Annotated in this window: 24 protein-coding genes; all 24 read left to right on the top strand. The window is 37.7% G+C overall.

From position 1 onward, the window contains the following. Nucleotides 1-322 precede the first annotated feature (322 nt). The 24 genes from H514_RS0113425 to H514_RS0113540 all read left to right on the top strand — a co-directional run bounded on the left by H514_RS0113425 (nt 323) and on the right by H514_RS0113540 (nt 21201). Nucleotides 323-520, top strand: a complete 198-nt coding sequence (locus tag H514_RS0113425; RefSeq protein WP_027447422.1) for a DUF2768 domain-containing protein — start codon at nt 323-325, stop codon at nt 518-520. 21 nt (nt 521-541) lie between these two features. After that, complete coding sequence (locus H514_RS0113430) at nt 542-1264, top strand: hypothetical protein (protein WP_027447423.1); 723 nt, start codon at nt 542-544, stop codon at nt 1262-1264. 249 nt (nt 1265-1513) lie between these two features. Then, nucleotides 1514-2992 (top strand): stage IV sporulation protein A, encoded by a 1479-nt coding sequence (gene spoIVA / locus H514_RS0113435; RefSeq protein ID WP_027447424.1) that lies wholly within the window; start codon nt 1514-1516, stop codon nt 2990-2992. Between the two features lie 511 nt (nt 2993-3503). After that, nucleotides 3504-3776, top strand: coding sequence for an HU family DNA-binding protein (locus H514_RS0113440; RefSeq protein ID WP_036843149.1), 273 nt, complete (start codon nt 3504-3506; stop codon nt 3774-3776). A gap of 110 nt (nt 3777-3886) precedes the next feature. Then, nucleotides 3887-4120, top strand: a complete 234-nt coding sequence (gene mtrB / locus H514_RS0113445; RefSeq protein ID WP_027447426.1) for a trp RNA-binding attenuation protein MtrB — start codon at nt 3887-3889, stop codon at nt 4118-4120. Nucleotides 4121-4360: 240 nt separating this feature from the next. After that, a complete protein-coding gene (locus H514_RS23075) occupies nt 4361-5164 on the top strand; it encodes a heptaprenyl diphosphate synthase component 1 (protein ID WP_231566632.1) in 804 nt (267 codons plus the stop codon). A gap of 3 nt (nt 5165-5167) precedes the next feature. Continuing rightward, nucleotides 5168-5899, top strand: coding sequence for a demethylmenaquinone methyltransferase (locus H514_RS0113455; protein ID WP_027447428.1), 732 nt, complete (start codon nt 5168-5170; stop codon nt 5897-5899). Nucleotides 5900-5910: 11 nt separating this feature from the next. Next, nucleotides 5911-6888: a heptaprenyl diphosphate synthase component II gene (gene hepT, locus H514_RS0113460; RefSeq protein WP_027447429.1), complete on the top strand. Its 978-nt coding sequence runs from the start codon at nt 5911-5913 to the stop codon at nt 6886-6888. Between the two features lie 96 nt (nt 6889-6984). Further along, nucleotides 6985-7431 carry a nucleoside-diphosphate kinase gene (gene ndk / locus H514_RS0113465; RefSeq protein WP_027447430.1) on the top strand — a complete coding sequence of 149 codons (447 nt, stop codon included), beginning with the start codon at nt 6985-6987 and terminating at the stop codon, nt 7429-7431. Nucleotides 7432-7560: 129 nt separating this feature from the next. Beyond that, nucleotides 7561-8334 (top strand): CheR family methyltransferase, encoded by a 774-nt coding sequence (locus H514_RS0113470; RefSeq protein WP_027447431.1) that lies wholly within the window; start codon nt 7561-7563, stop codon nt 8332-8334. Between the two features lie 117 nt (nt 8335-8451). Then, complete coding sequence (gene aroC / locus H514_RS0113475) at nt 8452-9618, top strand: chorismate synthase (RefSeq protein WP_027447432.1); 1167 nt, start codon at nt 8452-8454, stop codon at nt 9616-9618. Further along, on the top strand, nt 9619-10707 hold the full coding sequence (aroB, locus tag H514_RS0113480) for a 3-dehydroquinate synthase (RefSeq protein ID WP_027447433.1): 1089 nt from the start codon (nt 9619-9621) through the stop codon (nt 10705-10707). A 93-nt stretch (nt 10708-10800) separates the two neighbouring features. Then, nucleotides 10801-11901, top strand: coding sequence for a histidinol-phosphate transaminase (hisC, locus tag H514_RS0113485; RefSeq protein ID WP_027447434.1), 1101 nt, complete (start codon nt 10801-10803; stop codon nt 11899-11901). 30 nt (nt 11902-11931) lie between these two features. Beyond that, nucleotides 11932-13230, top strand: coding sequence for a 3-phosphoshikimate 1-carboxyvinyltransferase (gene aroA, locus H514_RS0113490; protein ID WP_027447435.1), 1299 nt, complete (start codon nt 11932-11934; stop codon nt 13228-13230). A gap of 54 nt (nt 13231-13284) precedes the next feature. Beyond that, on the top strand, nt 13285-14163 hold the full coding sequence (locus tag H514_RS0113495) for a hypothetical protein (RefSeq protein WP_027447436.1): 879 nt from the start codon (nt 13285-13287) through the stop codon (nt 14161-14163). Nucleotides 14164-14175: 12 nt separating this feature from the next. After that, nucleotides 14176-15432, top strand: a complete 1257-nt coding sequence (locus H514_RS0113500) for a tetratricopeptide repeat protein (protein WP_027447437.1) — start codon at nt 14176-14178, stop codon at nt 15430-15432. 47 nt (nt 15433-15479) lie between these two features. Continuing rightward, the gene (locus tag H514_RS0113505) at nt 15480-16028 is read left to right on the top strand and encodes a ReoY family proteolytic degradation factor (protein ID WP_081673029.1); all 549 of its coding nucleotides are present in this window, start codon (nt 15480-15482) and stop codon (nt 16026-16028) included. Nucleotides 16029-16157: 129 nt separating this feature from the next. Next, complete coding sequence (locus H514_RS0113510; protein WP_027447439.1) at nt 16158-16625, top strand: YpiF family protein; 468 nt, start codon at nt 16158-16160, stop codon at nt 16623-16625. 133 nt (nt 16626-16758) lie between these two features. Next, nucleotides 16759-17274: a ubiquinol-cytochrome c reductase iron-sulfur subunit gene (locus H514_RS0113515; RefSeq protein WP_027447440.1), complete on the top strand. Its 516-nt coding sequence runs from the start codon at nt 16759-16761 to the stop codon at nt 17272-17274. 3 nt (nt 17275-17277) lie between these two features. Continuing rightward, a complete protein-coding gene (qcrB, locus tag H514_RS0113520) occupies nt 17278-17952 on the top strand; it encodes a menaquinol-cytochrome c reductase cytochrome b subunit (protein ID WP_027447441.1) in 675 nt (224 codons plus the stop codon). Nucleotides 17953-17986: 34 nt separating this feature from the next. After that, nucleotides 17987-18760, top strand: a complete 774-nt coding sequence (locus tag H514_RS0113525; RefSeq protein ID WP_027447442.1) for a menaquinol-cytochrome c reductase cytochrome b/c subunit — start codon at nt 17987-17989, stop codon at nt 18758-18760. Between the two features lie 236 nt (nt 18761-18996). Next, nucleotides 18997-19584 (top strand): lipoprotein heptaprenylglyceryl N-acetyltransferase LhaT, encoded by a 588-nt coding sequence (gene lhaT, locus H514_RS0113530; protein ID WP_027447443.1) that lies wholly within the window; start codon nt 18997-18999, stop codon nt 19582-19584. A gap of 66 nt (nt 19585-19650) precedes the next feature. Beyond that, the gene (locus H514_RS0113535) at nt 19651-20445 is read left to right on the top strand and encodes a sporulation protein YpjB (protein ID WP_027447444.1); all 795 of its coding nucleotides are present in this window, start codon (nt 19651-19653) and stop codon (nt 20443-20445) included. A gap of 72 nt (nt 20446-20517) precedes the next feature. Then, nucleotides 20518-21201 carry a zinc metallopeptidase gene (locus H514_RS0113540; protein WP_027447445.1) on the top strand — a complete coding sequence of 228 codons (684 nt, stop codon included), beginning with the start codon at nt 20518-20520 and terminating at the stop codon, nt 21199-21201. Nucleotides 21202-21647 lie beyond the last annotated feature (446 nt).

Genomic DNA, 21647 nt, shown 5'->3' on the forward strand with positions numbered 1-21647 from the left:
AAGGTGGGCTGTGGAACGGGTTGACTCCAGCGGAAGAACGGAGTGACGAGACCCCGCAGAGAGCTTGCGAATGAGGAGGCTCGGCGCTTCGTCCGCAGGAAAGCAACCCCTTCCACAGCCCGCCGATCTGCAAAAAAGCAACGGAACCATACGCACTTTATCTCGAAACCAAGTCTTCAAGATAAGGGGGCTTTAATTGAACAAGCACATTAAATTAATTCGATTTCATAAAAAATTCAATTCCTTCAACCTACAGTCTATGCCATACGTGTGGTATAATGACATTCGTTAAGTTGTGTCAAACGCAAAAGGAGCTGTCTATATGTCTGAATCGATGTTAAACATGTATATCTCTTTTGCAGGAATGATTTTTATGTTTTTAGCGATCGGCTTAATTATGTTTAGTCGTCTCAAGTTAAAAGGCGTAATCAGTGTCATTGTTGCCATATTAGCGTACATATTTATGATTCTTGCTGGAATTATTATCTTTTATATTGTCTTAAGCGGTCCAACATCGTAAAGATAAATCGGAGGAATAAACATGCATCGTAAGTTATTGAGTATGATGATACTCACCACTTTTTTATTGTCTGGTTGTTTATATCCAGAGAACCGTTTGGCCAAAAACCAAACGCCTAACCAACTACAGCTTGAAACTGTACAAACAGCTGTTGATCAATTTGTTGAAAAATATCCTATGGAGTTACCGATCAAAACAAGGGAGCAAGATGTTCCCATATTCAGAAAATATCCTGTGAACTTTGAGCGATTAAAAGAATCTGGGATTATGGCTGAATTACCTGGGAATTCTTACGAAAGAGGGGGCGTATATCAGTACGTTATTATAACCCCTGAAGAGGATCCTACAGTAAAAGTAATTGATTTACGTACAATTCAAGATGTACGTGATGTTAATATGCGATTGATTGCATATCGAAATGAACATAAATACCCTCCGTTTAAGGAAGAAGTAGCTGAAGATATCTATTCCATCAATTATGAGTTGATTGGTTTAGATGAGCCTCCAACAGTCGTAAGTCCATATTCAGGTAACCGGCTGCCTATTTTGATGGATGTAAATGGAAATCTTTATATAGATTATCGACAAGATCTTTATAATGCCCTGCAAGAGTATGATCATAATTATGAAAATGGAGATGATATCCGTTTTCTTCTTGCAGATCACTCAGCGATCGTTCCTGCATATTCATTGCCTTACACTGTAAAAGATGGTGAACCTGTTTTTTACCAAAAAGGTTCTTAGGTTATAAAAAATATTTTCTAACTTTATCAAAAAGATGTCTGTTATCAGGCATCTTTTTTTATTTTAAATGATATATAAAGAAGAGGGGGTTTTTTCTACTGAAGAAGCCTCATTCTACTTAAGAGAAAGATTTCACAAAAACTAGTCATAATTTATTAGGACAACGTCATAGACTTGTAATGTCAAAGATTCGTAAGAGATTATGTCTTGCATATCCAGGCGAAGTAAATGGATCGGGAGGGATCACACTTGGAAAGAGTTGATATTTTCAAAGATATCTCTAAACGAACTGATGGAGATATTTATTTAGGAGTAGTCGGAGCGGTTCGAACAGGCAAATCTACATTTATTAAGAAGTTTATGGAGACAGTTGTACTACCAAACATTCAAGATGAGGGTGAACGTGCCCGTGCTCAAGACGAGCTTCCTCAAAGTGCGGCAGGTAGAACGATTATGACTACAGAACCAAAATTTGTACCAAATCAAGCTGTCGAAGTACATGTAGATGAAGGTTTGGATGTAAACTTTAGAGTTGTTGATTGTGTGGGTTATACTGTAGAAGGTGCAAAGGGGTATGAGGATGAAGATGGTCCTCGTATGATTAACACACCATGGTATGAAGAGCCAATTCCTTTTCATGATGCAGCGGAGATCGGTACCCGCAAAGTAATTACTGAACATTCAACAATTGGTGTTGTTGTAACAACAGATGGAACAATTGGCGAGATTCCACGTGACGATTATGTAGAAGCAGAAGAACGAGTGGTAGAAGAGCTGAAGGAAGTCGGAAAACCTTATATCATGATTGTGAACTCTGTTAAACCTCATAGCCAAGAGACAGAATTGCTACGCCAAGAACTTCAGGAAAAATACGATATTCCAGTTCTTGCTATGAGTGTTGAAAGTATGAGAGAAGATGATGTGTATAACGTTCTACGTGAAGCATTATATGAATTCCCAGTGCTTGAAGTAAACGTTAATCTTCCAAGCTGGGTAATGGTTTTAAACGAAGATCACTGGCTAAGAAAGAATTATCAGGATGCTATTCAACAGACTGTACAAGATATAAAACGCTTGAGAGATGTAGATCGAGTTGTAAATCAATTTGGTGATTACGATTATATTGATACCGCTCAACTTTCAGGTATGGAAATGGGTGAAGGGGTAGCTGAAATTGACCTTCAAGCACCTGACCACCTATATGATCAAGTGTTAAAAGAAATTGTTGGTGAAGAAATTAGAGGCAAAGATCATTTGCTCCAGCTGATGCAAGATTTTGCGCATGCGAAACGTGAGTATGATCAGGTTGCAGATGCATTAACAATGGTGAAACAAACAGGATATGGTATTGCGTCGCCATCTGTTCATGAAATGTCATTAGAGGAGCCTGAAATTATTCGACAGGGTTCAAGATTTGGCGTAAGACTAAAAGCAGTTGCTCCTTCTATTCATATGGTGAAAGTGGATGTAGAATCAGAATTTGCACCGATTATTGGTACAGAAAAGCAAAGTGAAGAACTAGTTCGTTATCTCATGCAAGATTTTGAGGAAGATCCACTATCCATTTGGAATTCAGATATATTCGGACGTTCTCTTAACTCCATTGTACGGGAAGGGATTAATGCAAAACTATCTCTGATGCCAGAGAACGCTCAGTATAAATTACAAGAAACATTACAGAGAATTATTAATGAAGGAAATGGCGGAATGATCGCAATTATATTATAAGCGGTCGTTCGCCGCTTTTTTCTTTTCATTCTTTAATGAATTTGAGACCCGTTACGGAAATGGGCGGCATACATTCTGTCCCTTATAAACGTTAATGTATATTCAAAATGAAGGCGCAACCCTTGCTGAATCAGGCCAGGGTTGTATTTTTTTTAAAATTTTTTTCGATTTTTTTAAAATCATGATTCCGTGAAAAATTCTGAACATTCTGGTGAGTGAGTGGAATGCTGTATCCCTTGGCACACAAGGGTTTTGGCAATGTTGGGGAAAAGTTTGATTATTCAATATACTAGACTGGCAAAGCCTCTTAAGTATGGTAATATAGCCTGAATTATGAAGAATCTTGCCCGTTTTTATTGAATTTCCTCGACTCATCGTTTAATATAAGGCTTGTCATCAAGTTTTCTTGGTGATTAAGTGTATAAGACGCTGAAAAAATGTGAACAAAGGATAGTAATCATTACTTCTTTTGTTCAACCTGAACCTTATTTACTTAGAGGAGGTGAATAGCATGAACAAGACTGATCTAATCAATGCAGTTGCTGAAAAAAGTGAACTGTCTAAAAAAGATGCTACACAAGCTGTTGACGCAGTTATTGAATCTATCACAGATTCTCTTAAAGACGGTGAAAAAGTACAACTAATTGGTTTCGGAAACTTTGAAGTACGTGAACGTGCAGCTCGTAAAGGTCGTAACCCACAATCAGGTGAGGAAATCGAAATTTCAGCTAGCAAGGTTCCTGCATTCAAACCAGGTAAAGCCCTTAAAGATGCTGTTAAATAACATTACATATAGGGCTTAAAAGGGCTGACTCATAGTAATGAGTCAGCCTTGTTTTCTAATAGAAGCTAATTTAGTAGGAATAGCAATGAGAGATAAAGGAGAAATTATTGATGAGCAATACAGGTGATTTTGTAGTTATTAAAGCTTTAGAAGATGGCGTAAATGTAATCGGCTTAACAAGAGGGACTGATACCCGTTTTCACCATTCAGAGAAGTTGGATACAGGTGAAGTTATGATCGCTCAATTTACAGAACATACATCAGCAGTAAAGGTTCGAGGTAAAGCATTGCTACAAACAAGTCATGGTGAAATGTACACGGACACCGAAACAGACGCAGAGTAATCTCTGCTTTTCTTTTTGCACGTAGCCTCTGTCTGCGCCTTAAAAGGCTTGCTAATTGGCAAGATTTTCTTTACTTGTTTCACCCATCTCATCTCCTTTACTATGAAATATGATGAACGCTTGCCTATTTTCAAACTGAAATGGGTATTCTATACATACTTATAAATGTTCAATCGTCATAGATAATGCTATAATGGTGATGATATAAAAGCCGGGATTCGGCACGAAAGGCTTTAGGTGATGGCATTGAAACAAAATGATTTAAATATATATGAGTTGAAAACATCTATAGAACAAGAGATCCGACATCCATACTTAGCGAAATTCCTGCCTAATCCTGTCATTAGTGAGGATAAGCTAATGTTCCTTTCAACTGTGTTGAATGATTCGGACCTCCCTATCGAGAAACAAAAGAACTATATTATAACGACAATGCTTGTTCAAATAGCTCTAGATACACATGAACTTGTTACACTTAACATTGATAAAGAGGACAACCTTTCAAAGAAGAATCGCCAGCTTACAGTATTAGCTGGAGATTATTATAGTGGACTTTATTATTATTTATTATCAAAGCTTGAAGATCTCCCGATGATTCGTACATTAGCCTCTGCAATCAAAGAGATCAATGAACTAAAGATGCGGATTTATACGCAAGAATTTGCCAGCATGGACCAAGTTATGGAAGGCCTCAAACAAGTAGAGTCTCTTCTCATACAAAGAGTGGCAGAGTTCGTCAATAAACCAGGCATGAATGATGTTGCAGCTGATTGGTTATTAGCTATGCGTTTACAAATAGAAAATAACCGCTATCGTGATAGAGAAAATGCCCCGTTATTAGAGCTTCTTTTAAAAAGTCGTTTCGTCCATCAAAGCGGTGGACAGGCCATACGTACCATTGAAAAATTTGTCCATAAACATCTATTGCTTGTAGAAGAGTCCATCACACAGCTTCCACAACGTTTTGAAGCATTAAAGCAATATTTACAAAAACATATCTATAACAGCGTTTACTTTAATCAACATGCAGTGGAAGAAGGGTAATATATGAACGAACAAACAAAATCCGAACGAGTCCATCACGTTTTTGAGAAAATATATAACCGATATGACGTAATGAACTCTATTATATCTTTTCAACGCCATAAAGCATGGCGCACAGACGTTATGAAACGTATGGATGTCCAAAAGGGAGATCATGCGCTTGATGTATGCTGTGGTACTGGTGACTGGACCATGGCACTAGCAGATTCAGTTGGTAAGGAAGGTAAAGTCATTGGTTTAGACTTTAGTCAAAATATGCTCTCAGTAGGTGAAGCCAAGAAAAAAGAATTAGAAAAAGATTTTGTTTCTTTTGTTCATGGAGATGCGATGAATCTTCCTTTTGAGGATAATTCCTTTGACTATGTAACCATCGGATTCGGCTTACGTAATGTACCTAATTATGAGCAAGTTTTAAAAGAAATGACTCGAGTCGTAAAACCAAATGGGAAAGTTGTTTGTCTTGAGACCTCTCAGCCATCCATGATTGGTTTTAAACAAGGGTATTATATATATTTCCGGTACGTGATGCCTTTCTTTGGTAAGCTTTTTGCCAAAAGCTATGATGAATATGCTTGGTTATATGAATCAGCAAAAGATTTTCCAGGACCAAAGCAGTTAAAGAATATGTTTGAGCGTGCTGGATTAGAAAACGTAATTGTAAAGCGATATACGGGAGGTGTTGCCGCCATGCATATGGGGCAAAAGCCATCTACATCCCACAAGAATGATTCTTAAAGGTGACTCTAATGAAATTAGCGATGATATATCCATTTCTGAAAAATGATTTAGATAAAATAGAGAAAGCGTTGAATGAAACGATTCAGGCTGAGAATGACGTCCTACGAGAAGCATCAACCCAATTACTTGAAGCAGGCGGAAAAAGGATCCGTCCTGTTTTTGTTTTATTGGCTGGAAAATTTGGGGACTATGATTTAGAACGGATGAAGGATGTTGCTGTCTCCTTAGAATTAATCCATATGGCATCTTTAGTACATGATGATGTGATTGATGAAGCTGAATTAAGGCGAGGGGAGCCGACTATTAAGGCGAAATGGGATAACCGCATTGCCATGTACACAGGGGATTATATTTTCGCAAGGGCCATTGAATGCCTCTCAAACCTTCAAAAGCCACAAGCCCATCGTATTTTGTCTGAAACGATTGTAGAGGTATGTTTAGGGGAAATCGAACAAATTAAAGATAAATTTAATTGGGATCAAAACCTACGAACGTATTTACGACGCATCAAACGAAAGACTGCCCTATTAATTGCTGTAAGTTGTCAACTTGGGGGGATAGCGGCTAATGTATCTGCCAAGGAAGAGAAAGCTCTCTTCCAATATGGCTATTACGTTGGAATGTCCTATCAAATTATTGATGATGTTCTGGACTTTACTGCAACAGAAGAGGAGCTAGGCAAACCTGCTGGAAGTGACCTATTACAAGGTAATATTACATTGCCTGTCATCTATGCGATCGCTCAGGATCACAACTTTAAACACAAATTAGAATCCTTATTCCAACAAGGGCAACAAGAAATCTCTCAAGAAGATTTAACATCCGTTGTGAATCATATTAAAAGCTCGCCAGGAATAAATGCTTCGTTATCGTTAAGTGAACGTTATTTAAATAAAGCGTATGAAGCGCTGGAACAGCTTCCTGAACAAAAGGCAAAACAAACGTTTAAGAGTATCGCTCGATATATTGGAAAAAGAAAGTCTTAAAAGGGTTTGCTACTTTTCGGAAAATTTGATAGAATTTTTATCGGTTCATATTTAAACGCTTTCATAAATCTAACTACATACGAAGAGGTGGAGAAAATGGAAAAAACGTTCATTATGGTTAAACCTGACGGAGTTCAGCGTAATTTAATCGGAGATATTGTATCTCGTTTCGAGAAAAAAGGATTTAAACTTGCGGGTGGTAAACTCATGAGTATCCCTAATGCTCTAGCAGAAGAGCATTACGGTGAACATAAAGAGCGTCCTTTCTTTGGAGAGCTTGTTGATTTCATTACATCTGGTCCTGTCTTTGCCATGGTTTGGGAAGGCGAAAATGTAATCGCTACCGCACGTCAAATGATGGGTGCTACAAAGCCAGCAGAAGCACTACCTGGAACAATCCGTGGTGACTACGGTATTACAGTAGGGAAGAACGTCATTCACGGTTCTGACTCTCCTGAGAGTGCTGAACGTGAAATCAATCTATTCTTTGATAAAGAGGAACTAGTAGACTACGATAAAAACGACGCTTCTTGGTTATACTAATCTACTAATTGGGAAAAGAGATCAGCGATTTCGCTGGTCTCTTTTTTTAATAGTGCTTTACAACTATAAAGAGTTCAATTACGATTAGCTTGATGGAGATAGAAAGAGTGGTTAGGGGAGAAGAGGGCAATGTCCATGGAATATGAAACATTTATAAAGCAAGTTAATCATCATACTGGTATTGATTTATCTCTTTATAAGGAAGCTCAAATGAAGCGGCGCCTTACATCATTAAGGGAGAAAAGAGGATATAAGGATTTTGATACATATTTTAGAGCATTAAAAAATGATGATGAACTTTTCTATGAATTTTTAGATCGAATGACCATAAACGTTTCTGAGTTTTATCGAAATGCACAACGATGGGAAGTGCTTGAAAAAAATATTCTACCGGATTTAATAAAAAATAAACAGCGCTTAAAGGTGTGGAGTGCTGCCTGTTCTACAGGAGAAGAACCATACACATTAGCTATGGTATTAAGTAAATACTTCAAATTGAACAATATAAAAATCTTAGCAACTGACATCGATGAGAATGTTATGATGAGAGCGAAGCAAGGAGTTTATCCTAAGCGTTCGTTAAAAGAGGTTCCTGAGAAAATAAGACAAAAGTTCTTTAAACAAAAAGGTGATTTTTTTCAAGTAACAGATGATATTAAACAATGTGTCACGTTCAAGAAGCATAATTTATTAGCTGATACATATGACAAGCAGTTTGACCTCATTGTGTGTAGAAATGTTTTAATTTATTTTACAGAAGAAGCTAAACAAAATGTTTATAAAAACTTCAGTCAGGCTCTTAATGATTCAGGGGTTTTGTTTGTTGGAAGCACTGAGCAAATATTTAATCCACAAAAATATAACCTAAATCCATTAGAAACATTTTTTTATCAAAAGTCGTAATCCAACATGAGAACCTATTAAGGGTTCTCAATTTTTTTATAATTTTATATCGATACTTTTTCTTGGATATGATAGAGTCATTATTAAAATCTTATACATATTGGAAGGAAGGTTATTATGCGCTATTTAACAGCTGGTGAATCACATGGAAAACAATTAACTACAATTATCGAAGGCATTCCTTCAAATTTACCTCTATACAGAGAAGATATAGACGAATCATTAATACGCCGCCAAGGTGGTTATGGCCGTGGACGCCGTATGCAAATTGAGAAAGATTTAATTGAGATTACTTCAGGAGTCCGTCATGGATATACATTAGGTTCTCCAATCTCTTTAGTCTTAAAGAATGATGACTTTACTCATTGGAGAAATATTATGGGTGAAGATCCTATAGGGGAAGATGAAGAAGTTCGACGTACGATTAGTAGGCCTCGCCCAGGACATGCTGATTTAAATGGTGCATTAAAATATGGACACCGTGACATGCGAAATGTTCTAGAGAGGTCTTCAGCTCGCGAAACAGCAGCTAGAGTGGCAGCAGGTGCTGTAGCTAAAAAAATGCTTTCCTCTCTGGGTATCAATATTATTGGATATGTTCGTAACATTGGAGGAATAACTTCACAATTTGACGAAGGTTTATCTTGTGAAGAGAAAAAAGAAATCTCAGAAGAATCTCCTGTTCGCACACTAGACAAAGATGCTGAACAGAAAATGATGAATGCTATTGATCAAGCTAAAAAAGAAGGAGACTCCATTGGTGGTGTCGTAGAAGTAATGGTGGAAGGTATGCCCGCTGGTGTGGGTTCATATGTTCATTACGACAGAAAACTAGATGCTCGTATTGGCGGAAGTGTCATGAGCATTAACGCCTTTAAAGGTGTAGAGTTTGGAGTAGGTTTTGAAGCGGCTAACCTAAATGGAAGCCAAGTCCATGATGAGATTGATTGGGATGATGAAAGAGGTTATTACCGTAAAACCAACCGTTTGGGCGGATTTGAAGGCGGAATGACAACTGGAATGCCTATCATTGTAAAAGGGGTTATGAAGCCAATACCTACTCTATATAAGCCTTTACAGAGTATAGACATTGATTCAAAAGAACCCTTTAAGGCAAGTATAGAACGATCTGATTCATGTGCTGTGCCTGCAGCTTCTGTAGTAATGGAGCATGTTGTTGCTTGGGAGCTTGCCAGAGCACTTACAGAGCAATTTCCACATGATCGTTTTGAACAATTGCAAGAAGCCTTAGACCAATATCGCGAAGAGGTTAGGAATTTCTAAATGAAATCTATTTATGTTAAAGCATCTTCTGAACCTTATACAATTTATATCGGAGATGGCATCCGACATCAGTTAAAAGAACTTCTTTCAAAGACTTATGAAGACGTTATGGTTATAACAGATACACATGTTGCACCATTATATTTAGATGATATTCTCCATGCTCTAGGTTCCGATATGAAAGTAAGTTCCTATATCATTACAGCAGGAGAAAGCTCTAAATCAGTGGAGTCATTTGAAGCCTGTCATACAGAAGCCATAAATAAAGGGTTAAATCGCCATTCACTAATAATTGCGTTAGGTGGAGGCGTTGTAGGTGACTTAGCTGGTTTTGTGGCTGCTACGTATATGAGAGGAATTGATTATGTTCAGATCCCGACCACTGTTTTAGCTCATGACAGCAGTGTTGGAGGTAAAGTTGCTATAAATCATCCTCTCTCCAAAAACGTTATTGGGAGTTTTCATCAACCTAAAGGTGTTATTTATGATACGCAAACTTTAACCACCCTGTCAGATCAGGAATGGCGTTCTGGAATGGCTGAAGTGATTAAACATGCTTGGATCCATGATCAGGATATGTTGCAAGCCTGTTTTAGATTAGATACATTCTCGGAAGAGTCAAAAGAAGTTGTTGAACATTTATTATGGAAGGGGATATCCATAAAAGCCGACATCGTAGCTGAGGATGAAAAGGAACAGGGGATTCGGAGCTTTTTGAATTTTGGTCATACACTTGGCCATGCATTAGAAGCTGAGTTTGGTTATGGGACGATTACTCATGGTGAAGCGGTAGCTTTAGGTATGGACTTTGCTCTGTTTTTAAGTGAACGTTACACTCAACAAGAATCCCTTCCTCGAGAAGCGTATCAGCATTGGTTAAATGATCATGATTATCCAATACAAATTCTCGGTTCATTAAGTATTGAACCATTGATTGATAGAATGAAACGGGATAAGAAAAATAAGCAACAATCCATTCGTTTTGTCTTATTAAACAAAACGGGTCAACCCACTCTTCATTCGTTTGAAGAATCAACATTAAGAAGAGAATTGGAATTATTTAAAGAATACTGGACATCTGTCAAATAAGTACGACATGTCATTATAGTATTTAACATATAAATCATAAGCAGAAATCGCTAGGTTATTGTGAAAAATGATTTAAGAAAAGGGGAGTCAGAAATGAGAACTAAACCAATTTTCAGTCAATTAAATCCTTATGTTCCAGGTAAAACGATTGAGGAAGTTCGAGAAGCTTATGGGTTAGATAACATCGTTAAGTTAGCATCAAATGAAAATCCATTGGGCTTTTCAGAGCATGTTCAAAAAGGGCTTCAAGAATCGATTACACAACTTGAAATCTATCCAGATGGATACGCTCGCCAAATTAGAAATGTATTAGCCTCAAGCCTGGAAGTTGATGAAAAACAGATCCTCTTTGGAAATGGCTCGGATGAAGTGGTCCAAATTATTTGTCGTACATTTTTAGAGCCAGGCACAAATACTGTAATGGCGACCCCTACATTTCCACAATATCGCCATAATGCATTAATTGAGGGAGCGGAAGTTCGAGAAGTACCTGTAGTAGATGGAGAACATGATTTAGAAACAATGCTTAATCAAATTGATGAGCAAACAAGAGTCGTATGGCTTTGCAATCCAAATAATCCAACTGGTAATATGATCGATCAAACAGCTTTTGACCATTTTATGAGTCTATGCCCAGAAGATGTTTTAGTGGTTGTTGATGAAGCATACCGTGAGTACGTTACAGACTTTTCCTATGCAGATTCATTAAATGCTTTATCCACTTATCCAAATTTAATGATCACTCGTACATTTTCAAAAGCATATGGATTAGCTGCTCTAAGATTTGGATATGGGATTGCTAAAGAAGAGTTGATTTCAACTTTAGAGCCTGCAAGAGAACCATTCAATACAAATGTGCTTGCACAAAAAGCTGCTATGTTAGCACTAGAAGATTCAGCGTTCATTCAACATACGTATGAGCATAATAAAAAGGTGAAAAAGGAAATGATGGCATTTTGTGATCGTTTAGGTTTAGGGTATTACCCATCTGAAGCGAACTTCCTTTTAATTCACTTACCTATTAGTGGGGATGAAATGACAGAACACCTGCTACAAAATGGCTATATTGTTCGTTCAGGAGAAGCTCTGGGCATTCCGAACTCGATTCGACTTACAATGGGACGAGAAGAAGATATGAATCACATTATGAAAGTAATGGAAGACAAATTATCCTCCGTTTCAAAACATTCTTAATCGATAACAATTTAAAAGGGTAGTGAAATCATGCTTACATTTTCGCAAAAAGAAGAATCAAGTATAAAAGGAACAATATCCGTACCAGGTGATAAGTCCATCTCACATAGAGCGATTATGCTAGCAGCTCTTGCAAATGGTGAATCGAAAATAAAAAATTTCCTAACAGGTGAGGATTGCCTATCTACACTTCAAGCATTTGAAGATATGGGGGTTTCAATAAAACGTGATGGTCAAAGTGTCAGTGTTACTGGTGAAGGGTTAAATGGTCTTAAAGAAGCTAAAGTCCCTTTAGATCTAGGAAACTCAGGAACTACTACCAGGTTACTATTAGGGATCCTGGCAGGGACACCAAATCATTATTGTATTTATGGGGATCAATCTTTAACCAAAAGACCCATGGATCGTGTAACTTTACCCTTGAGAGAGATGGGAGCGAAAATTGATGGGCGAGAAGATGGGAATTTACTTCCTATCAGTGTGAGAGGTGGATCTTTAAAGCCTATTTCATATACACTTCCTATTAATAGTGCTCAAGTTAAATCATCTGTGTTACTAGCGGGTCTATTTGCTGAGGGAGTCACTAAAGTAATAGAACCTGTACCAACAAGAGATCACACAGAGAGAATGCTTAAAGCTTTTCAAGTGGATGTGACTAGAGCTGGAAATGAAATTTCACTTAAAGGAAATCAAACGTTGATTGCAACAGATATAGAAGTCCCAGGTGATATTTCATCAGCAGCTTTCTTTTTATGTGCAGCAGCCATGAAAAAAGGGAGTCATATAACTGTTAAGGATGTAGGGTTAAACCCCACTAGAACAGGCGTGGTAGATGTATTAAAGCGGATGGGTGCAAACTTATCTGTATCAACGAACCGCTATATTGGGGATGAGCCGATTGGTGATATCACAGTTGATGGCGGTAATCTGAAAGGGATGACGATTTCGGGAGACGATATACCTCGCCTGATAGATGAACTCCCGATTATTGCACTCGTAGCATCTCAGGCCAAAGGAAAGACCGTTATTCAAGACGCAAGAGAACTACGTCTCAAGGAAACAGATCGAATTCAAGCAGTTGTTGATACACTAAGTAAAATGGGTGTTTCTATATCAGGAACTGAAGATGGGATGATTATTGAAGGTAGACAAGGACCTCTTAACGGAGGTACGTTCAATTCCTATCATGATCATCGAATAGGAATGATGGTGGCAATCGCCTCATTGCTAACAGATGAATCAGTGACATTAACTGATGAAGAATGTATATCAATTTCCTACCCCTCATTTTTTGAGGATTTTGGTTCATTAACAGGTAGTCACGTATAAACCATATAAAGCCTTCATACCTTGTAACAACACGCTTAAAAAGGGGACAAGAGTATGGAGGCTTATTGTATCAATACGACAAACAGTTTGGTTCGCAACCAATGGAAGCCACTACAACTTGCTGTTCGGGATGGAAAGTGGTGTGAAACAAGTACTTTGGAACATCAAACCAAGAACTTAGTCATAGACCCTTTTTGGATTGGTCCAGGGAAAATATATATCGACTTGGAGTTTCCTTTATATGATGCACCTTATAGAACTGCATTACTTCGACGGTATATTTATAGAGGGTGTACGATGATCATTACACAGTTACCGATACGCTCTAAGAAACAAATGAAGGTTATGTGGGAGCAATACAAACAAGATCTAGAACTAATGGCAATAGATTATATGGTTGCTCCAAGAATTTCTTTACATCGAATTGATTCCGAAGTAGTCCGTTATTTTGGGCGTCAAAAAGCTCCTTTTATTATAGCTGAAGTAACAGATGAAAACTCTTTAAACATAACGAAATGGGAGTGGCTTGGTCAGGCTCAAGGAAGTTCTTTCATACCTATTGTTCCTGTCTTTCCTAACCCTGCTACTGAAAAGAATCTGAAGAAGACATGGGATCAGATCATGACTGCTTATAGTATTAGAACTTTACCAGACCCACTAAATGAGTTGCCCCTAAGCGTAGGTAATTTATATGCAGCTGGCATTTCTCCATTTAAAGGGGATATTCGTACTTTAGGTGACGCTGATTATAATTTGTATATAAATGATGAAAGACAAATTGAAGCGCCAGATCAAATGTTTTATCATAGAGCTATACCATATGTTACAGTGTTACGTGGTAAAGTGATTCGTGCTCATGTAGAAATGAATGATGAAAAAGGGTATGGACGTTTAACAGACATTTCTATACCGAATCACTTCACGCATCGATGAAAGGGTGTAGGCATGCAAGGTATTGAAGAAGCCATTCAACTAATGAATGCAGGAAAATCAGAAAAAGCTATCGAAACATTAAGAACAGAATTATCTCGAGCAAATGACGAGGAGAAATATACAATTGCAGAAATGTTTATGCAATGGGGAATGGAAGATGAAGCCAAGGAAATCTTGCTTGAGCTGAAATCTCGATTCCCAGGTGAACATGAATTAACCGTTATGTTAGCTGAAATCTATATCGATCAAGAGCAGGATGAACAAGCAATTGAATTGCTAAACGAAATTCCTGAAGGGGATGAGGAATATCTAAGTGCTTTAGTTCAGCTTGCTGATTTATATCAAGCTCAAGGTTTATTTGAGGTAGCAGAGACAAAGTTACTAGCTGCCAAAAATATTGAACCAAATGAACCTGTTATTGACTTTGCACTAGGTGAGTTGGCATTTTCTACGGGCGAATATCAAAAATCTATCCCATTTTATGAAAAAGCGCTACGTAGAAATCAGCAAATGGGGGAAACAGAAATCCCTTTACGTTTAGCTGAAGCCTATGCGATTCTTGGAGACTTTGAACAGGCATTAGACTATTTCCAAGCATCAGATGACTTTACACCTGATATACTCTTCCGTTATGGTTTTACGGCTTATCAGGCCAACCGTATTGATATAGCTATTCGTGTATGGGTAAAGCTTGTTGAAGAGGATCCATTTTATCAATCTGTTTATCCTTTGCTTGCAGAAGCATATGAGCAGGAAGGTATGTTGGATGAGGCGTATGATATTGCTCAAAAAGGCTTAAAGAAAGATGAATTTAATAAAGATCTCTTCTATTTAGCAGGGACGTTAGCATTCCGTTTAGAACATAAACAGGAAGGTTATCAACTTGTTAGAACTTCATTGTCACTTGATCCTGGGTATAAAGAAGCCGCGCTATTTCTTGTAGAACGTTATAAAGAAGACGGTGACTATGAAGCGGTTAAGGATTTATTAGATTACCTTCACGAAATGAATGAAGAAGATCCATTATATACTTGGGAGTTAGCCCGAGCAAATAATGAATTAGAATATTATAAAGAGGCATTAAAAGGATACCAAGATGCATATAATGCATTTAAAGACGACAGTGAGTTCTTGAAGGAATACGGTTATTTTCTAGTAGAAGAGGGGAGGGTAAAAGAAGCTCGTGATGTACTTGATCGCTATCTCTCCATTGAATCAACTGATGAAGAAGTAGAAGCGTTCTTGTCACGACTTCACACCACCGAGTAAGTCATAAGTAAGTCTTCTCTCTTGTAAAAGGAGGGCTTAAGGTGAAAATGCCTGTATCAGTAGAGGATAAGAAAGAGTTTGTCCGTTGGTTTTTGAATCACTACCAATTAAAGCGTCGGGAAAGTGTTTGGATCCTTAATTATTTAATTAACCATGATACCATTATGGAAAATGTGCATTTTGTTGAGGAAGCTCGCTTTTGCCCGCGAGGTATTGTCATATCAACGCATTGTGTAGATGAAGTCCCGTTTCGTTTCTATAAAGACCAAATTATGACAACAGATGCTGAGAAGTCCTTTCATGATATTCGTTTGAATCGAAATGAGCCTGTGTATATTCAATTAAACTTTAAGAGTGCGCATCAATGTGCGCAGTATGCTGCAGTGCTTGTAGAAAATCCTTTTATTCCTAACGATTATTTTATTACAGAAAAGGATCAAGAGGTTGCAGAAAATGTTTTAAAAACATCTATTTCAGAATACCAGACGAAGAAGCTCATGGAGCAAATTGATCAAGCACTAGATAGCGGAGATCAAGAACGTTTCTTGGAACTATCTCAACAATTGAATCAATTGCAAAAGAAGTTAACTCCCTAAAGCAATAGGGGGTTTTTTCTTGTTTTAAAAGAAAATATCGTTTATTTTTATAGCGTAATAAATTAGAATTTAAGGAAGAACATATGAAAATAATGTTTATATATAGTTGTGGAAAAAGGAGTAAAGATTATGAAGTGGAGTTACAATGATATGGAAATGTACGTGCAGGCAAAGGAGTATGTAGATACTTTTCTAGTCCCTTTCGTACCATTCTCCTTTTCTCGTAATGACGAGGATACCAAAAGACTAGCCTTACATGCTGAACTGATGGATATTTTTGTGAACGAAATTGAAAAACAATACAAAGGTCGAATTGTTTTGGCCCCGTCATATTCTTATCTTTTAGATGGAGATTATAATGAGGAAATTCCAAAACTTAATGGGTACGTTGAACATGCAAAAGATAATGGGTTTAAACACATTCTGTTCCTAACATTCGACAAGAAGTGGAAGAAAAGAGATAGCAAATTACATGGTAATTTGATTTGGGTATCAGCAGGACAGACTCATGATTTACAGAGTGAAGAGGCTCAAAATATGATTCGAACACAAATTGATCAAGTTATGGAATTAATCACAACATATTGGCAAGAATAATTCACGAGCAGGGATTGAAATAACATTATTGACCATGCCCTTTGTTTGCGCTATCATAATAATGTCCTAGTAAACTGTGTGAAATGAATTTTACCATGAAATGTTGGATTATATGGATAGAGGGGGGAAAACAATGAGTAACAAAAAACAACAAGTATCCCGTCGACAATTTTTGAACTACACATTAACCGGTGTGGGTGGATTTATGGCAGCAGGAATGCTTGCACCAATGGTACGCTTTGCGGTTGATCCTGTGCTTAAACCTCAAAAAGCAGGAGATTTTATTGCTACGGGTACAGAGGTGTCTAGTATCACAAACACACCTACACGTGTAGACTTTTCTTATGAGCAAGTCGATGCATGGTACAAATCAACTGTATCTAAAACTGCTTGGGTGTACAAAGATGAAAAAGGCGATATCGTAGCCCTTTCACCAATTTGTAAACACTTAGGCTGTATTGTTGAATGGAAGAAAGAAGGAGAACACGCTAACCAATACTATTGTCCTTGTCACGGAGGGCTTTACTCGAAAAATGGTGATAATGTTCCTGGAACACCTCCACTTGCTCCATTAGATCAATACAAAACAAATGTTAAAGATGGCGTTTTATACTTAGGTGAAATTGTACCGAATCAGGAGGTGAAGTAAGACATGCTTCAAAAACTATATGATTGGGTGGACGAGCGTGTAGATATCACCCCTTTATGGCGTGATATTGCAGACCACGAAGTACCAGAACACGTAAACCCTGCCCACCACTTTTCTGCCTTTGTTTATTGCTTTGGTGGTTTAACATTCTTTATCACTGTAATCCAAGTTCTATCAGGCATGTTCTTAACGATGTACTATGTTCCTGATATTGAAAATGCTTGGAAATCTGTTAAGTACCTTCAAATGCAAGTTGCCTATGGTCAAATTGTACGCGGTATGCACCACTGGGGTGCCAGTCTCGTTATCGTAATGATGTTTTTACATACATTGCGCGTATTTTTCCAGGGCGCTTACAAAAAGCCACGTGAATTAAACTGGGTTGTGGGAGTTTTAATTTTCTTCGTTATGCTTGGTCTAGGTTTCACAGGTTACCTACTTCCTTGGGATAACAAAGCATTCTTCGCAACACAAGTTGGTTTACAAATTGCCGAACAAACACCACTAATTGGAACTGAATTGAAAACTTTATTAGCTGGTGATCCGAAGATTATTGGGGCACAGACGTTAACACGATTCTTTGCCATTCACGTATTCTTCCTTCCGGCTGCCTTATTCGGTTTAATGGGTGCTCACTTCGTTATGATCCGAAAACAAGGTATTTCTGGACCACTATAAGATGAAGAATTTGTAAAGTAAAGGAGGGAACGCTATGCATAGGGGAAAAGGTATGAAGTTCGTAGGAGATTCTCGTATCCCTGCCGAAAAGAAACCGAATATACCAAAAGATTATTCAGAATATCCGGGTAGAACGGAAGCGTTCTGGCCGAACTTCTTATTAAAAGAATGGTTAGTAGGTGCAGTTTTCCTTATTGGATTCTTAGTACTTACTGTAGTAGCACCATCACCACTTGAAAAAATGGCAGATCCAACTGATGCTGGATATATCCCACTTCCTGACTGGTATTTCTTGTTCCTTTATCAGTTCTTGAAATATGAGTTTGCGAGTGGACCATATATTGTGTTAGGTGCATTTGTTATTCCTGGATTAGCATTTGGTGCACTTTTACTTGCACCTTTCTTAGATCGCGGACCAGGCCGCCGTCCTTTTCAGCGTCCAATTGCTAATGCATTGATGCTTTTAGGTGTTGCGGCTACAATTTGGCTAACTTGGGAAGCTGCTGACCACGTTGATTGGGAAGCACGTGCTGAGTCTGGCAAAATTGTTGAAACGGTTGAGATTGATAAGGAGAAGCCAGGTTACAAAATCTTCAAGCAAAACTGTGCAAGCTGTCACGGTGGTAACTTAGAGGGTGGTAATGCTGGTCCAGCTTTAACTGAGACGAAAAAGTCAGTTGATGAAATCAAAAATATCGCTAAAAACGGTATTGGAACTATGCCTGCCGGTCAGTTTAAAGGCAGCGAAGAAGAATTACAACAACTTGCTGAATTTATTAAATCTGTAAGTGAAAAAGCTAGTGAATAATACTCTTTAGTTTCTTGTAGAAGTTGGCATGTAAATCGCCAACTTCTTTTTTTCACGTTAAGAAAGTATAAAATTTTAGCAATGGAGAAATTCGACGCAGCAAAAATTTTGAAAGTATGAAGTATAAGCGCAACTAAGCCTCTGTCTACGCCTTAAAAGGCTTGCCAATCGGCAAGTTTTCTTTACTATCTTCAGGTTTGAGATGCTTTATTACTATGTAAACGAGGGATATTATAATGATTCGTTATATATTAACAAATCGTTTTTTTCTAATGTTGTTATTCATCGTCAATGTTTTAGGAACGATTTATGGCTATTGGTGGTATCGTGGCCAATTGGCCGTAACACCTGATCATTTTTTAATTTTTGTACCTGACAGCCCAACCGCAAGTCTGTTTTTTTGTGTTTTTCTTGCTTTCTTTATAATGAGGAGAAATGTTCCTTATGTAGAAGCACTTGCTGTGGTGACCTTATTTAAATACGGAATTTGGGCAGTTGTGATGAACGTATTATTATTATTGGTAAATGGGAGCTTGAGCCCTACTGGTTTTATGCTGATCGCTTCTCATGGGGCAATGGCCATTCAAGGTCTTTTATACACACCTTACTACAAGATTAAAATGCGCCATTTAGTTTTCGCAGGTATTTGGACCTTACATAATGACATTATTGATTATGTTTTTGAAATGATGCCCGTATATGGAAGTTTAATGACATATATGAACGAGATTGGCTACTTTACGTTTTGGCTAAGTATTGTGTCCATCGCAATTGCTTATTTTTTCACCGTGCATAAATCTCTGCATAAGACCTACAACCTCTAGTATAAAGTCATATACTTGTCTCCCCTTTCATACATTGTAATCAGAAGGTATTGAGAGGGGAGCGTTATGAAAGAAAAAATTATTGTACGAGCCAATGTTGTTTTAAGTATTGTATTGATATTCTCTCTGGTAATGGTGAATCATGTTCAAGCGAGTGAAACGAAATATGAGGAAATCAAAACAACTACATACCAATTCTTACAATTTGTTAAAGAGGGACATAATCAAGCAGCAATCGCAAAATTGAATGAATTGAAAAGAGTGAACGAAATGCATTCGATCGTTCCTGAAGAGAAACTATCCTATGATGAATTAAATACATTAATCAATGAAACACAATTTGCTCTTCAAGATACAAATACCTCACCAGAAGAGAAATACCATAGGGCTTTAACTGTGGTATTACTTTATGATTCAACTTGGAATGAACAGGATGCTCTCTGGGTTACTTGGAAGTCTTATCTAGAAGATGAAATATCACGCGTCCTTGAAGCTGAGCAAATTACAAATGGTTCAATACAACACCTTTATTCATTGTACGAGCGTTTATTGCCAGCATTAAAGGTATCATTAGGTGAAAATGAATTCAGAATCATGAAACAACACCAAGATTCATTCCTTGCGTTTTTATCTGGTAAAAATCAGCAAGAAAAGTTATCTTTTATTTATGTACTATCGAGTGATTTAAAAAAGATACCTAGTGAAAAAGAGGAAGAGAAAAGCTTTACTGAAGAGCCTGGGTTTATATGGCTTCTCTTTTCTGTAGGTGGGCTCATTATTAGTACATTATCTTATGTAGGTTGGAGAAAATATAGAGGTGAGAGTGACGATAAAGAAGAGCATAAAGAGCGAGGTAGTTGACGGTTTAACCTTTTTTGACTAAAATAATCTTAGGAAGAACTAGTTAACTTCACATCTATGGAGGAATGAAACATGGGTTTAGGATCGTATCTCATCTATTTAGCATTTATCATCATCATCCCAATTTGGGCACAAATGCGAGTGAAAAAAACGTATAAAAAGTATTCAAAGGTACCGAATTCATCAAATATGACTGGGGCACAGGTTGCTCGAAAAATATTAGATGATAATGGATTATATGATGTACAAGTTCATGAAACAAGAGGCATGCTTTCGGACCACTATGACCCACGTAAAAAAGTAGTGAATCTGTCTTCTGATAACTATCATCAGCCTTCAACAGCTGCCCAAGCAGTTGCAGCTCACGAAGTAGGGCATGCTATTCAGGATGCTGAAGATTACTCTTTCTTGAGACTTCGTCACACGTTGGTTCCTGTTGCAAGCTTAGGTTCAAACTTATCAATTTTTCTTATTATTGGTGGTATTTTCCTTCAAATGACAGGATTATTTGCAGTGGGAATCGTGTTCTTCGCTGCAGCGGTTCTGTTTCAATTCGTTACCTTACCTGTTGAGTTTGACGCATCCAATCGTGCGATGTCGCAATTAGTTTCTACAGGAGTAATTCGAAATAACGAAGAACGTGAAACAAAGAAAGTATTAAATGCAGCAGCATGGACGTACGTTGCATCAGCTCTTGTTGCTTTACTTGAACTAATACGTTTTGTGCTTATGTTTATTGGAATGAATGAAGATTAATAAATAACGGAATGAGCATCAAATTGACTTTGGTGCTCATTTTTTATTTGTATTTTTAAATATACAACTTAGAAGCATTTCATAATCCTTTAAAGCCCCCTTATCTTGAAGACTTGAACTCGAGATATATTGTGGTGGAGGTCCGTTGCTTTTGTGAGAGTAAGGGGATCGGTGAAACGGCAATACTCCTGCGGAAGACCGGCCGAGCTTCCTCGTTCGCAAGCTCTCTGCGGGATCTCGTCCGCCCTTTCTACCGCGGGAGTTTGCCGTTTCCCTCACCCCTTTGCTGGTATGTAGATTAACGGACCCATAGCTGAGATCGTTTGATTTCATTCTTAGGGAAACTGTATTTCAGATCCTAAAACCCTCTACATATAAAGCATTAGATCACTTGAATGCAAAATGATATAACCACAAATTCAAAGTCAGAAAACCGTACGATAGCT

The organism is Pontibacillus marinus BH030004 = DSM 16465 (assembly GCF_000425225.1).
Lineage (GTDB): Bacteria > Bacillota > Bacilli > Bacillales > BH030062 > Pontibacillus > Pontibacillus marinus.